This window comes from Coprococcus sp. BIOML-A2 (assembly GCF_009875795.1).
GTDB classification, from domain to species: Bacteria; Bacillota; Clostridia; order Lachnospirales; family Lachnospiraceae; genus Coprococcus; species Coprococcus aceti.
In genome coordinates this window covers 579384-596065 of sequence record NZ_WWSI01000001.1, presented here as the reverse complement: position 1 = coordinate 596065, position 16682 = coordinate 579384, and the positions used below count along the sequence as shown (strand labels likewise).

The 16682-nt window shown below is 45.1% G+C and carries 7 protein-coding genes; all 7 read left to right on the top strand.

The features are described from left to right. Window positions 1–19: 19 nt before the first annotated feature. The 7 genes from GT575_RS02720 to GT575_RS02690 all read left to right on the top strand — a co-directional run bounded on the left by GT575_RS02720 (window position 20) and on the right by GT575_RS02690 (window position 16584). A complete protein-coding gene (locus GT575_RS02720; protein WP_161171436.1) occupies window positions 20–2212 on the top strand; it encodes an alpha-galactosidase in 2193 nt (730 codons plus the stop codon). 153 nt (window positions 2213–2365) lie between these two features. After that, on the top strand, window positions 2366–7666 hold the full coding sequence (locus GT575_RS02715; protein WP_161171435.1) for a hypothetical protein: 5301 nt from the start codon (window positions 2366–2368) through the stop codon (window positions 7664–7666). A gap of 165 nt (window positions 7667–7831) precedes the next feature. Further along, entirely contained in the window at window positions 7832–8908 is a 1077-nt protein-coding gene (locus tag GT575_RS02710; RefSeq protein ID WP_055222357.1) for a hypothetical protein, read from the top strand. Between the two features lie 156 nt (window positions 8909–9064). Beyond that, window positions 9065–9571 carry a hypothetical protein gene (locus GT575_RS02705; RefSeq protein ID WP_161171434.1) on the top strand — a complete coding sequence of 169 codons (507 nt, stop codon included), beginning with the start codon at window positions 9065–9067 and terminating at the stop codon, window positions 9569–9571. A 421-nt stretch (window positions 9572–9992) separates the two neighbouring features. Continuing rightward, window positions 9993–13163, top strand: a complete 3171-nt coding sequence (gene ileS / locus GT575_RS02700) for an isoleucine--tRNA ligase (protein ID WP_117874356.1) — start codon at window positions 9993–9995, stop codon at window positions 13161–13163. Between the two features lie 300 nt (window positions 13164–13463). After that, window positions 13464–14669 (top strand): metallophosphoesterase, encoded by a 1206-nt coding sequence (locus GT575_RS02695; RefSeq protein WP_161171433.1) that lies wholly within the window; start codon window positions 13464–13466, stop codon window positions 14667–14669. Window positions 14670–14865: 196 nt separating this feature from the next. Further along, window positions 14866–16584: an alanine/glycine:cation symporter family protein gene (locus GT575_RS02690; protein WP_161171432.1), complete on the top strand. Its 1719-nt coding sequence runs from the start codon at window positions 14866–14868 to the stop codon at window positions 16582–16584. Window positions 16585–16682 lie beyond the last annotated feature (98 nt).

The following is a 16682-nucleotide window of genomic DNA, read 5'->3' as shown; positions in this document are numbered from 1 at the left end:
CGAAAAGGAGGACTTGGGCATGGCAATATTGATAAATGAAGAGAAAAAGCTTTTCACATTGAACACCAAAAATACTACATATCAGATGAAGGTGATCGACTATGGGTATCTGGCTCATCTGTATTATGGCAAGAAAATGGACGGGGATATGTCATATGTCATAACTCATTACGATAGAGGATTCTCAGGCAATCCTTATGAAGCACAGGAGCACAGAGAATTCTCTCTGGACAACATTCCACTGGAATATAGCTGCTACGGCAACGGAGATTTCAGGACTCCGGCATTCAACATAAAGGACATAGAGGGAATACATGGATGTGATCTCAGATATGTTTCATATGAGGTGATGGACAGTAAGTATAGTCTCAAGGGACTTCCTGCTGCTTACACAAATGACGGCGAGAAGGGTGAGACCCTTAAGATCGTTCTTCAGGATCCTCAGGTGGGAGTGGAGGTTGATCTTCTGTATGGAATTATAGAGGATAAGGATCTGATCACAAGATCAGCTATAGTCAGAAATATAAGCGATGCGGATATATTTGTGGCAAAGGCATCAAGTATGAGCCTGGATTTTGTGACAGGTGATTATGATCTCATCCACTTCCACGGAAGACATGCTATGGAGCGCATGTATGAGAGAGAAGCTATAAATCATGGTGTGAAGAAGATCGGAAGCACAAGGGGTACATCAAGCCATCAGCACAGCCCATTTGTGGTTATAGCAGGCAAGGATGCGAATGAGGATGCAGGTGACTGCTATGGAATCTCATTTCTCTACAGCGGAAGCTTCAACTGTGAGGTTGAGAAGGATCAGACAGATCAGGTGAGACTCAATATGGGTGTTCAGGATGAGATGTTTGAGTATGTGCTCTATCCTGAGAGCGAGTTTGTGGCACCTGAGGTAGTTATGGTTTATTCACCTGATGGATTTGCTGACATGTCACATAAGATGCATGACGTTGTGAGATACAATATCTGCCGCGGTGAGTACAAGACAAAGAGGAGACCTATTCTCATCAACAGTTGGGAGGCAGTATACTTCGATTTCAATGGTGATGATATAGTTAATATAGCAAAGCAGGCTTCAGAGCTCGGCGTTGAGATGCTGGTTCTGGATGATGGCTGGTTCGGTGTGAGAAATGACGACAAGTCAGGTCTCGGCGACTGGTTTGTAAATGAGGATAAGATGGGCGGCCCTATGGCTGATGTTGTCAAGAGGGTTAAGGATCTCGGCATGAAGTTCGGTATCTGGATCGAGCCTGAGATGGTATCCGAGAAGAGCGAGCTGTTCAAGGAGCATCCGGATTATGCATTTGTGATCCCTGGAAGAAAGCCTGTCATGGGAAGAAGCCAGCTCAATCTGGACTTCTCAAGAAAAGAGGTCGTAAACTGCATATTTGACCAGATGACAGCAGTGCTGGACAAGATAGATGTTGATTACATAAAGATGGATATGAACAGAAGTATACTGAACGTATACTCCATGACCGAAGGAATCCAGAACAATGGAACTATCCTCTACAAGTATGTACTCGGTGTATATGACTTCATGGAGAGACTTCAGGCAAGATATCCAAAGATGTTCATCGAGGGCTGCAGCGGTGGCGGTGGAAGATTTGACGCCGGAATGATGTATTACACACCACAGATCTGGTGCAGTGATGACACAGATGCCATCTGCAGACTTGACATACAGTATGGAACTTCATTTGGCTATCCTATATCGGTGGTTGGTTCACACGTATCAGCGGTTCCAAATCATCAGACAGGCAGGACAACTCCATTCAATACAAGAGCCGTTGTTGCCATGGCAGGAAGCTTTGGCTACGAGCTTGATCTGAACAAGGTCAGCGATGAGGAGAAGGAAGAGGTAAAGGCTCAGGTAGAAAACTACAAGAAGTACTGGGATCTTCTTCATAATGGACTTTACTACAGACTGACGGATGCGGATAAGAGCAAAGGTGTAGCTGCATGGTCATTTGTCGCAAGGGACAAGTCAGAGACCCTTGTCAATATCGTGACGGTGGAGAGCTTCTGCAATGCCCCTGTACCTTTTGTCAGAGTAAAGGGACTTGATGTGGATGCCACATATGTTGACGAGGAGACCGGCGCAGAGTACAGCGGACAGGGACTTGACCAGATAGGACTTCCTGTACCACTCAAGTTCGGCGAGTACAATGCTTACCAGATCCATCTGGTTAGAAAGTAAAATTGCATAAGTGATATTGTGTTATTTATACATAATTATTAATTATATTGTATTAAATTACAGCTTCATGATAATATGAGGCTGTAATTTTTTGTGCTTATATATTCGGCATAAATGTGCTGAATATGTATGGGAGAAAAAGGGAGGTTACATATGAAATTGAAGGGGATAATGGCTGCGGCTGTAACTGTAGCCATGGTGTCGTCGTGCATTCATATACCGATGACGACTGCACAGGCACAGACTTTACTGTCAAATATGACAGCGTATGCCGTACAGATGAATGAAGCTGAGATATCAGCAGCTACAGAGGATATTTCAGAGCTTGAGGGTGACTATGGGGTTGTGAACATATTTAATGGCAAGGAGAGTAAAATATCATTTGTCACGGATGAGACAGGATATTATGAGATAATATTGCAGGGAAGCCAGTCACGGCTGATGCTTCAGGAGACCTTGTATAACAGTAAGAGTAAGCGCCTTGCTACAGGTAAAAAGGATGGCAGTGGATGCTGCAGGCTGGTATACAAGTGCACTGCGGGGGAGAAATACATTCTTGGGTCTAAGTATGCCCGTTCTTATACAGTTTCCGAAAGTGCAAATATAAGCGTGAGAAAGCTTCCGGATGTGGCGGCAATAAAAATGGTGCCGGATAATACAACGATACTGGAGGGAACACCAGACTCCATAACATCGGCGTACGCAACGGTAACCTATTCCGGTGGAAAGGTGCGCAGTTCAGGTATCAGCGGCTCAGACTGTAAGATAGATGGAGTTACATACAGTCTGTGGGTGAAGGATTCCAAGGGAAGTTATTATTATGAGGGCGATGAAGGGGATATGGTATCGTATGCGGATGCGGAAAAACTTCCGGCCGGTACGTATACTGTTCAGCTTACAGATAAAATGGATAGTGAGCCGAACCAGTCGACCAAGATATACGATTCGTACACTGCAAAGGTGCAGACTCCTGCTGAATATTTTGTAGGAAAAAGGAATATCAGTGAGACGGATACCTACGCATATGATACCAGGGTGGACGGTTACGAGTATTACAGATTTATACCATCTGCAACTGCTGACTTTGTGTTTGAAGTAGATAAATCATCAACTGCATTTATAGATGTATATGATTCGGACATGGCGGTGGTTGAGACCGATAATGACAGGTATTCATTTGTCAAGGGAAAGATCTATTATGTCAGACTTTCAGGAACAACGGATGATGACAATGAAACATTGAATGAGGTCAGGCTCAAGGCGAAGAAGTATGCGGCACCTTCAGGGGTGACATTGAAGCTGGCAAAGAGCGAATGGGCAGCCGGAACGCCGATAAGCTTCATGAATGGTGCGAGCAGTACAATAAAGTATAATGATAAGTCCACGGAAAGCATAGATCTGACCGGTGGAAGTGGATACAGTAATGGAAACAGATATACAGTATATTATTCGTCATCTGATGATAACTGGAAAGAGTACGAATATGAAAAAGGTGTAACTCTTTCAGAGGGCGAGTACAAAGTAGCTGTGGGATATGATGCGGCTGAGGAAGATCAGGAGCTGCTCGGCACGGCAGTGCTTAAGGTAGTGTCCATAGACAAGCTGAGCGCAGGACAGCTCTCCGAAGGTGACAACAATGTGAGTGTCGGAACGGATGAGTATGACAAGGCCTATTACAGTTTTGTCATGCCATTTGACGGAAGTGTGGTAATAGAAAGCGACAGTCCTTATTGTGTATATGAGTCCGGTGATGAGGGCCCGGTAGAGGTTACAGGAAAACTTACTGGAGGCAGCACTTATTACGTAGGCTTGTATAATGAGTTATCTACTTCCAAGACAAATGTGAGACTGAGCTTTATTCCGAAAGTAACAGATATGATTGCTGTTCCCGAGAACACAGATTTTATCAGAATGGGCAGCTATGATAAGGATATCAGCAGTTATGTAGATGGAACCAGAGTAAAGATCTCGTATGCTGACGGAAAAACAGAGGAGCTGGTGTTTGACGATTCGGACAGTGTGGAAACCTCCAGAGGAGACGAGGTACGTGCTGAGATAGTTACAGATATGGAAAATGAGTGCCCTGTCGGAGCGGCACAGATTAGGATATACACACTGTATAGTGAGGACTCTTATGCATATGACATAGAGATAAAGGATATAGAGGATGTTGCTGCCGGAAGTCTTGCGGAGGGATCTAACCAGGTAAGTCTGTCGGAGAATGGCAGTGCATATTATACGTTTATGCCTTCGACATCCGCTAGGTATACATTTGCCCCAGTGGGCGGTATGGAGATCTACAGCAAAATTGACGCTGATGATGAGACAATGTATGATCTGAAGAAACTTAGTGTATCGGATGGCGAGGCTGTACTTGAGAGCGGCAATACATACTATATCTGTCTCGATGGCGGAGTAGAGGACAAGTGGGGAGATACGCAGACCAGTTGGAGCATGAATGTGACAAGGGGAGAAACTTTGTCAAATTCAAAGATCAGTTCATGGAAGCTGAGAGATAACAGAACCTATGAATTCCTTCCAGATATGAAATTATCAGGTATTAAAAACCTTCTGGATAGAGAGACTCTCCAGTTTGTATATGATGATGGCAGTGTAAAAGAGGCCAGTGTCGGTGACAGCGAGGATAATGAGCTGATCACGAGTACATGGTACAGATATAACGAGAAAACTGGAAAGTATGTCGAGATCGCAGGCTTTGGCGGCAGGGTTGATACTGGCAGATACATGGTTGAACTTGCAATTGCTGGTGCGGATGGCATGGATACGGTTGAGATACCATTTGCAGTGAAGACTGCACAGAGCATGAGCCTTGGAACATGGGACGGCTCAAAGACGCTTGATATTTCAGGCGACAGATATGTGTATGTATATAAGGTAAGTGCCCAGGCGGGTTCGTATGTGGTATCCGCTGATGAGAAGATCGATGGCATCAGGATTTTGGATGCAAATGGAACAGAGATAACGACTAACAACGTGGCTTATTCATCTGATGGATTTGGCAGTGCGGGATTTGACACAGCAGGCGGGGATCTGTATGTATGTGTGTATCCGGGAAAAAATGTAAATAAATGCGGCGTGACAATGAAGGAGATCGTCAAGGCTGTAAGTGTAAGCACAACCGTTTCTAAGACTGAATATCTGAGGGAATTTGATGAGATCAAGGGCAGCATAAAAACCGTTGTCACATATTCTGATGGAAGTACCAGAACATTTGGCGCGGATGACGATGATATAAGCTTTACGATCAAGAAAAACGGCAGGGTGAGCAGCTATTTAAGCATCGACACGATAACAGAACAGACCGGATTATATGAGATAATACCTTCCATATGGGGAATGGCTGACGATTGTGAAGTTCAGGGAGCATCATTTGACGTCGTAGATCTGAATGTGGATGAGCTGGAGTACCTGATATCAGGTGAGCCTGCGGTGCTTTCAGGTGTTGAGAACACTGGGGATGTAAAGCTGTACAGATTTGATATTGCGTCAGATGGAGTGGTATCCCTTCAGAGACAGGGCTTTGAGCTTAAGGGTATATATACCATTGAGGATGATGGCAGCTTTTCAGATACATATAGCAGTGGAGATGCTTTCTCTCTGAAAAAGGGAAGCTATATTATAGCACTCTATGCGAGAGAGAAAGATGATCAGATAACATTTACATATCACGATTCGTATGTGACAGGTAATGGAAAAATAACACCGGGTCAGAAGACAACAGCGGATATAAGCTATGACGGAGAGGGCATCGAGTATGAATTTATCCCAACGGAGACCGGAGAGTACAGATTTACGGTGGACTGCGGAGATAATACAGTATACACCAGAATCTATGCTGATGGGGTTCTGGAAAAGACATACTCACGGAACGGCGGACAACTCATTATAGACAGGACATTTGAGGCGAACCGCAGTTATACATTCAGGATCAGCCTTGCGTCGCAGCAGACAGGAAGCGTGACGATCACTCCTGAGAAGGTGGAGGCAGAGGTAGAGAACGAGTACGATATCTCCGCTGTGAGCATATCAGGATGCAAGGTGAAGAAGACGGAGGACGGATACAGTGTAACCGGAGATATAAAGATAACATATGCAAATAATGAGAGCCAGAAGACACCATTTGTCAGCGGAAGATGGACTGATGCATATGGAAATATCATTCAGGGAATCATGTCTGTTGTGGAAAATGACACATACACAGATGTGACTCTGGATCTCAGATATAAGAATACGGGTTCATCAGAATGGGTGTATGCCGAGTCAAAGACCCAGAAGTTTGGGGATGGAGATGACGAGGGATGGATCATAACCAAGATTCCGACATGTACTGAGAACGGAGAGAAGACAAGGTATATTGAGGATGAGGATATATATGAGACCGAGGTGATCCCTGCTACAGGACACAGTTTCACAAAGTATGAGTCAGATGGAAATGCCACATGTTCGCAGAAGGGAACCAAGACGGCAAAATGTGACAATAACTGCGGAGAAAAGGATACTATCATAGACGATGAGACCACAGTTCCTCACGATTATCAGACGGTGTGGACGGTTAAGAAAAAGGCATCACAGACCAGTGACGGATATAAGGCGCATGTGTGCAAAAACTGCAAGTCAGCCAGCAAGGAAACTCAGAGTATATACAGGATAAAGAGTATCAGGCTTGCATACAGCGCTGTTGAGTATGATGGTACAGCTAAGAAGCCTGCGGTAGAGGTAAAAGACTCAAAGGGCAGAAAGGTTGCCGCAGGAAATTACAGCGTTTCATATTCAAATAACAAGAATATCGGCAAGGCCAAAGTTGTCATCAAATTCAAGGGTGACTATGAAGGGGAGAAGACACTCACATTTGACATCAAGATGGGTGTGAGAAAAGTTGAGTCCATTGACAACACAGCAAATGGAATAAAGTTGAGCTGGAAGAAGTATAAAGCGGCATCGGGATATGTTGTTTACAGAGGAGTAAATGGAAAAGCATATACGATAGCAGGTGTTGTTCAGAATCCGGATACAACATCGTTCGTGGACGTCACAGCTAAAAATGTGGGTGTAAAGTATACATATAAGATAAGAACTTATAAGACATTTGGCGATGTGACATACAATTCGGCATTTGGCGGCGAGAAGACAGGAAGTTATGTACCTGCCGTGAAGCTGAAGAAATTCACAAGTGCATCGGCCGGAACAGCCAAGGTTACATATAATAAGGCAGCCAAGGCCACCGGATATCAGATACAGTATGCAGACAATGCATCGTTTAAATCTGCAAAGACGGCCAATGTAAACGGAGGTTCAGTTACAAGTAAGACCATCAAACGACTTACTAAGGGCAAGAGATATTATGTCAGAGTACGAAGCTTTAAGAAGATTGATGGTAAGGTTTACTATTCCGCATGGAGTGGAAAGAAATCGGTTGTAATAAAGAAGAGATAATATCAAAAGAAATAGAAGAATCCGCCATGGATACAATTTGTATCCGTGGCGGATTGTTTTTTTATTCTGTGTGTTCATCATCATAACGCCTTTTATTACATAATAGCGAAAGAAAACAGGTAATAAAGTGTAAAATTTGAGGTAATGTGATGTTTTTAGTTGGACATGGCAGATATAAAATGCTACCATGATTCTATGGGAACATTATTGTTCCAGAGCAGCAAAAGGGATGAGCAGAATAAGGAGAGAAAGATGGACGAGAATAACGTAAATGGATTTAATGATATGGACGACGATGAGGACGAGGGAACTACTGTCCTCACGACTCCGGGAGTGAGCGCATTTTCTCCGGTGCAGAACAGTGCACAAGGGCAGCCGAACCCGGGTCAGCCACAGCAGAATCAGCAGCCGGGTGGATTTGGACAGCCGATGGGCGGACAGTATGGAGGATTTGGACAGCCACAGTATGGTCAGCCGCAGTACGGTCAGGGTCAGCAGTTTGGTGGAAATGTCCAGTCGACAGGTGGACAGTATGGAGGATTTGGACAGCCACAGTATGGTCAGCCGCAGTACGGTCAGGGTCAGCAGTTTGGTGGAAATGTCCAGCCGACAGGTGGACAGTATGGAGGATTTGGGCAGCCACAGTATGGGCAGCCACAGTACAGCCAGCAGCCGGGCATGACTCCGGGTGTTATGGAGCCGGGTAAAAAGGTGAACAAGAAGCTTATAGCAATAATAGGAGGAATCGCAGCGGCAGTCCTGATCGCGATAATAGTCGTTGTTCTGATCCTGGCGGGTGGTTCCGGTGAGAGAAGTGCCAAGAAGGTCGGAGACAAGCTGGTGACAGCCTATGAAAAAGGCGATGCCGATGCCATGGTTGATCTGATGGACAAGGAATATTACAAGCTGTATAACAGAATAAGAAGCTATACAGGCAGTGATGACTATGTCAAGGATACATTCAACGAGCAGGTCAGCGACATGGTAGATGAGGTAGGCAAGGTCAAGAGTATCAAGGTCGAGGACCGATCAGAGAAGGAATATGACGAGGATAAGCTTAAGGATGTAAATGATACATTTGACATGCTGGATGTCGACATGACGGTTGACAAGTGCTACGAGGTGGACCTTGATGTCAAGATAAAAGGATCTACTGACGAATCAGATGGCGAGATCATATACACAGTTATAAAGACTGGCGGTAAGTGGTATCTTGTAGACTATGATCTCTACGTATATTAGAAAATAAATCTCATGGATTGAGGATTGATTTCTCAGTTCATGAGATTTTTGTATATATTAGATAAATACGAACGTGTTTTGTAGTAAATATGCATAAAAAACAAATTGTATTTGTATATGCATGGTGATAATATAAAAAACGTAAGAAATTTTTATATGTATCTTAATAATGGAGCTGGTGGATATATCGTATACAGAAAGGCTGGAAAGGGAAAGTACAGCAAGCTGGCCAATATAAACAAAAACACAATACTGAGCTATACAGATAAGTCAGCTAAAAATGGAACGGTATACACATATAAGATTGTTGCGTGCAAGACGGCAGGCAAGACAAGTTACAATGCGGCTGACAGCAATCAGAAAACCATTATGAGAATCACTTCGTCAAAGGTTACCAAGACCACGAACAAGGCAGGAAAGAAGATGACGGTTAAGTGGTCGGTAAATTCCAAGGCAGGAGGATATCAGATACAGTATTCTGTAAAGAGCAATTTTGCCAAGGCAAAGACTGTAAAAGTGACCGGAGCTAAAAAGTCAAATGTCACAATAGCAAAATTGGCTAAGAAGAAATATTATGTGAGAGTCAGAAGCTTCAAGAAGGTAGGAAAAACAACTTACTATTCTGCATGGAGCACAACAAAGAATGTGGTTATAAAGAAGTAGAATAGTAAATTATTTGCGCATATTGCGATTGACAAACCACAAATACTTGCTATACTAATGAATGGATAGGTTCAGAAATGGCTTATACAGGCGGTTTTCTGGATCATATAAGTTAAAAACGATGACAGAGACAGTACGGAGTCTGCGAGATCAGCAGCGAGCCGGGGGCGGTGCGAGCCCGGTGACAGTAGAGACTTTCGGAATATCACTCTGGAGTTGCAGACCAAAAGAGCTGCGGTGTCAAAGCGGTGATAATCGGTGAGGCATTTGTGGCATATCAAGTAGGCTCTGACGTATTTCCTGCGTTAAGGGGAGCGCATATGTTAGTATGTAAGTAATAGGTGGTATAACGAACTCAAAGCCCTTCGTCCTGATTACGACGAAGGGCTTTTTTATATTTATCACAGAAAGGAAAGACGACATGTACGACAAGGTTTCGACTAAACTGGAATTCGTGAACAGAGAGCAGAAGGTATTGGACTTCTGGAAAGAAAATCAGGTATTTGAGAAGAGTGTTGAAGAGACAAAGGATCTGCCAACATACACATTCTATGATGGCCCTCCAACAGCAAATGGTAAGCCACATATCGGACACGTTCTCACACGTGTAATCAAGGATATGATCCCTAGATATCAGACAATGAAGGGACATAACGTAGTCAGAAAGGCCGGATGGGATACACACGGTCTGCCTGTTGAGCTCGAGGTTGAGAAGCTCTTGGGAATCGACGGCAAGGAGCAGATAGAGGAGTACGGACTGGAGCCATTTATCCAGAAATGTAAGGAGTCCGTATGGAAATATAAAGGCATGTGGGAAGAGTTCTCAGGCAAGGTAGGTTTCTGGGCTGATATGGACAACCCATATGTAACATACCATGATGACTTCATCGAGTCAGAGTGGTGGGCGCTGAAGAAGATCTGGGATCAGGGACTTCTGTACAAGGGCTTCAAGATCGTGCCTTACTGCCCAAGATGTGGTACACCTCTTTCAAGCCATGAGGTTGCACAGGGATACAAGACAGTCAAGGAGCGTTCAGCAGTAGTAAGATTCAAGGTTATCGGAGAGGACGCATATTTCCTCGCATGGACAACAACACCTTGGACACTTCCTTCAAACGTAGCACTCTGTGTAAATCCAGATGAGACATACGTGAAGGTTAAGGCAGCAGACGGCTACACATATTATCTTGCACAGGCGCTTGCAGACAAGGTTCTCGGCGGTCTTGCAAAGGAAGCAGCAGACGATCAGGCAGCAGTTCCTGCATACGAGGTTCTTGAGACATATGTCGGTAAGGATCTTGAGTACAAGGAGTATGAGCCACTCTATGAGTGCGTAAAGCCTGTATGTGAGAAGCAGCACAAGAAGGGCCACTTCATCACATGTGACACTTATGTAACTATGACAGATGGTACAGGTATCGTTCATATCGCACCTGCATTTGGTGAGGACGATGCAAATGTTGGAAGAAACTACGATCTTCCATTTGTACAGTTTGTAGATGGCAAGGGTGACCTCACTGAGGAGACTCCATTTGCCGGAATGTTCGTAAAGGATGCAGACCCTGAGGTACTCAAGGATCTGGACGCAAGGGGACTTCTCTTCGATGCGCCTAAGTTCGAGCATGAGTATCCACACTGCTGGAGATGTGACACACCACTTATCTACTACGCAAGAGATACATGGTTCATCAAGATGACAGCAGTCAGAGACAAGCTGGTTAAGAATAATGACACTGTAAACTGGATCCCGGAGAGCATCGGTAAGGGTCGTTTCGGCGACTGGCTGAAGAACGTTCAGGACTGGGGACTTTCAAGAAACCGTTACTGGGGTACTCCGCTGAACATCTGGGAGTGTGAGTGCGGCTGCAGACATGCAATCGGATCAAAGGAAGAGCTCCGTTCGATGAGTGACAACTGCCCTGAGGACATCGAGCTTCACCGTCCGTTTATCGACGCTGTAACCATCAAGTGTCCTGAGTGTGGCAAGCAGATGCACAGAGTTACAGAGGTTATCGACTGCTGGTTCGATTCAGGATCAATGCCATTTGCACAGTGGCACTATCCATTTGAGAATCAGGATATATTTGAGAAGCACTTCCCTGCTGACTTCATCAGTGAGGCTGTTGACCAGACAAGAGGATGGTTCTACTCACTTATGGCGATCTCAACACTGCTGTTCGACAAGGCGCCGTTTAAGAACGTAATCGTTCTCGGACATGTCCAGGATAAGGACGGACAGAAGATGAGTAAGTCCAAGGGAAATGCGGTAGATCCTATGGATGCTCTGAACAAATATGGTGCAGATGCCATCAGATGGTACTTCTACAGCAATTCAGCACCATGGCTTCCTAACAGATTCCATGAGGATGCGGTTGTTGAGTGTCAGAGAAAGTTCATGGGTACACTGTGGAACACATATGCGTTCTATGTACTCTATGCAAATATAGACAACTTCAATCCACTTGAGCATGAGCTAGAGTACGACAAGCTGTCACTTATGGATAAGTGGCTTCTGTCCAAGCTGAACTCAACAGTCAAGGCAGTTGACGCAAACCTTGGCGCATACAAGATCCCTGAGACAACAAGAGTTCTCGAGGAGTTTGTGGATGACATGAGTAACTGGTATGTCCGTCGTGGCCGTGAGAGATACTGGGCAAAGGGCATGGAGCAGGACAAGGTAAATGCTTACATGACACTTTACACAGCGCTCGTTACTATAGCACAGACAGTAGCTCCTATGCTCCCATTCATGGCAGAGGATATTTACCAGAATCTGGTTAGAAATATAGACAAGGATGCACCTCTCTCAGTTCATCTGTGCTCATTCCCTGAGGTGGATGAGAAGATGATCGATCCAGAGCTCGAGGTAGCTATGGACGAGATCCTGAAGATCGTAGTTCTGGGACGTGCAGCAAGAAATACAGCAAATATCAAGAACAGACAGCCAATCGGCAAGATGTATGTCAAGGCTGACAAGAAGCTTTTCGGTGAGGAGAAGGCTATCATCGAGGATGAGCTGAACGTGAAGAACGTTGAGTTCGATGATGATGTAAGCGCTTACACAACATACAGCTTCAAGCCACAGCTTCGTACAGTCGGACCTAAGTACGGTAAGCACCTTGGTAAGATCAAGGAGCATCTGTCAGCACTGGATGGCAACGCAGCCATGGCAGAGCTCAAGGCAGAGGGCGCTCTGAAGTTTGAGGCAGACGGAGAGGAGATCGTACTCACTGAGGCTGATCTTCTGATCGACATGGCTCAGATGGACGGTTTCGTATCTGAGGCAGACGGCGGTGTGACAGTAGTTATCGACACAAATCTGTCAGAGGAGCTTCTTGAGGAAGGATTTGTCCGTGAGATAGTATCCAAGGTTCAGACTATGAGAAAAGAGGCTGGATTCGAGGTTATGGACAAGATCACTGTATACGCTGACGGAAGCCAGAAGGCAAATGACATCATCGCAGCAAATGCGGATGCCATCATCGGCGACGTTATGGCAACAGAGATCATCACCGGTTCAGTTGATGGTTACTCTAAGGAGTGGAACATCAACGGCGAGAAGGTAACTCTCGGAGTGAAGAAGAACGACTAAGGGATATAATATTAGGGTTTAAAACAGGCATTTTGGAAAAAATTATCCCTGATCAAGAGAATACGGCCCGAAAGGTACAAATCTTAAAGATTTTGTATCTTTCGGGCTATTTTTTTGTGATTTAGGATAATTTTGTACTTTCTTTAAATATATTTGGATATTAGGGGATGACGGTGGAATTACGATTTATTAAGTTTGTGTATGTGTGGTGTTGGGAGTATATTATTGTATGAATAAATCGTACAAAGGACTGCCGTCAATATGTATATTGGCCAGTCAGAAAAACAAAGGAGAAAAAAGATGATAGCAATTTTTATTGCGCCTTTTTACATAGCGTTAAATATATATTTGTTCTGGAGAATAAAGGGTTGGGTACAGGCATATTTCCCGAAACTCAAAGGCAAGAAGGGCTGGATAGTCCCGATAGTGCTATACGCATTTCTGGCGTCGGCGCTGGTGATCGCATTCTTCCTGCCACAGGGAAGGTTCAGACGTGGCATGAAGCTGGTGGGCAATTACTGGCTGGGCGTTCTGCTGTATATGATATTTTTCATAGTGATAGCTGAGCTTGGAAGATTCCTTCTGCTTCATGTATTCAGAGTGAGCAAAGATAAGATATGCGTGCCGAGGGTACGCAGGATAGTGGGCTGTGCGTGCGCAACACTCATTATATGCATATCCATCTGGGGAGTGGTAAATGCGAGACTTGTGCGGGTGACGCCTTATGATGTGACCATCAATAAGGAAGCACAGGATGAGAATGGTCAGAAGATGGATTCCATGAAGATAGTGCTGGTTGCAGATCTTCATCTTGGATACAACATAGGTGTCAGGCAGGTTCAAAGAATAGTGAATTCCATAAATAAGCAGGACGCAGATCTGGTGCTGATAGCGGGTGATATATTTGACAACGAATGGGAAGCCGTTGACCAGCCGGAGGAGCTTGAGAAAATACTCCGGGGGATCAAATCAAAGTATGGAGTGTATGCCTGCTATGGCAACCACGATATACAGGAGCAGGTGCTTGCCGGATTTACATTTGGCGGACAGAAGGAGAAGACCAGCAGCCCGGAGATGGACGAGTTTATAGAGAAAGCGGGAATCACACTTCTTCGTGACGAGGGAGTGCTGATAAACGATTCCATATACATCTATGGCCGCCGCGATGCCCATAGACCGGGAAATGGAGTCACTGACAGAGTATCGGCGGATGAGATAACGAAAAATGTGGACAAGTCCAAAGCTATCATAGTTCTCGATCACGAACCAAAGGAGCTGGAGGAGCTGTCGTCGGCAGGTGTGGATATGGATCTGTGTGGACACACCCATGACGGACAAATGTTCCCAGGCAACATCCTTGTGGCGATGATGTGGGAAAATTCCTGCGGTTACCTGAATGTTGACGGCATGCACAACATAGTGACATCCGGAGTCGGTGTGTTTGGCCCTGATATGCGGGTTGGAACCAAGGCGGAGATATGTCCGATAACGGTGAATTTTAAATGACCACCACACCGCATAATATTTCGCCAACCGCTCGCATAACTTAATTAATAAAGGAAAATAACTATAACACCACAATACTCTGGACTTTGTGGCAAAAATAAAGTAAATTTACGGGTATATAAACTGATTCGGGACAAAAAATGAGGGGAGTGCCGGGTCGGATGGTATGGATAACCTGGAAAGAGGAGGCGGTTGTATGGAAAAGTTAAATGAGATCGTGTCGGCGGTGGACGGATTTGTCTGGGGACCGGTCATGCTGGTGCTTCTGGTTGGAACGGGAATATTTCTGACGATCAGAACAGGGTTTCTTCCCTGGAGGAATCTCGGCTATGCGCTGAAGAGTACACTTAGCAAGGAGGCAAGGACAAAGAGCAGAGGAACCGGAGACGTGTCACCATTTTCGGCACTGACCACCGCGCTTGCTGCAACCATAGGAACGGGAAATATCGTTGGTGTTGCAACGGCCATGGTATCGGGAGGTCCGGGGGCACTGGTGTGGATGTGGATATCCGCAGCATTTGGACTGACATCCAAGTTCTCAGAGTGTATGCTTGCTATCAAGTACCGTGAGGTGAATGCCAAGGGCGAGATGAGCGGCGGTCCTATGTACACTATGAAGAAAGCATTCAAGCATAAGAAGTTCGGCGCAGTGCTGGGCTGGCTGTTCGCACTCTTTGCAGTCATCGCCTCATTTGGAATAGGAAATATGACACAGGCCAATTCCATATCTGAATCTCTTAGCAGCACATTCAGCGTGCCTACATATGTTACAGGAATCATACTTACGGTTTTTGCCCTTCTTATAATAGTTGGAGGAATCAAGACCATATCTAAGGTGTCATCAGTTGTTGTTCCTTTGATGGCGATATTCTATGTTGTAGCCGGACTTATTGTAATAATCGTCAATATCCAGAATCTTCCGGCAGGAGTTGCCATGATATTCAAGATGGCATTCTCAGTCAAGGCAGTCGGTGGCGGTCTGTGTGGTACGATCACAGCAGCTATGATGAATGCCATGAGATTCGGTGTTGCCAGAGGAGTATTCTCAAATGAAGCTGGAATGGGTTCGGCGGCCATCACAGCGGCAGCTGCCACAACAGACAATCCTGTCCGTCAGGGTTACATCAATATGACAGGTACATTCTGGGATACTATAGTAGTCTGCACCATCACAGGTCTCTGTATTGCATCATCGGGTGTGCTTGGTATTACTGAGAACAGTACAAAGGGCAGCTATCAGGTGAGCGGAACGGCGGTTACTGTGGAGGCTGTTGATTCTGATAACAAGACTACCACGACGGATTATACATATGAATTCACAGATGACCAGCTCATCCTGACAGATACATCCAATTCGTCAAATACCCTGACGCTTTCAGTTCTTCCATCCGACGAACTCAACAAGGATGAGAATACAAAGCTTGCAAGTGAGCTTGTGGTGGAGGAGAGTCAGGCTGCCATAGGAAGTCTTACCGGTACATGGACTGATGTAGCCGGAAACCATTATACATTTGCTGAGGATGGAACATTTGCCTGCTCAACTGTTATAAAAGGTGCGGCTCTCACGATCCTGTCATTTGGCTCTGCACTTGGCAAGGTGGGAGGCTGGCTCGTAACTATAGGAATTGTGCTCTTCGCATTCTCCACGATTCTTGGATGGGAGTATCACGGAGAGAAGGCGTTCGAGTACCTGTTCAAGTCGCACAAGTACAATATGATATACAGGATAGTGTTCTCGCTCGTTGTATACGTAGGCGCGACTATATCACTGGATCTTGTATGGAACTTCTCAGATATAGCGAATGCGCTCATGGCGATTCCGAACCTTATCTGCCTGCTGGCATTAAGCGGAGAGATCGCAAAGGATATAAAGGAATTCCAGGCGGTTATCAAGGCAGAGAAAGCATCAAAGTAGAATATTCAGTCCGGGGACGGAGGGGACAGGTACCTCCGTCCCCTTTTTTATACTCTCTTAACCGAACTTTATACTTACTTTATTTTTTGTCCAAATTA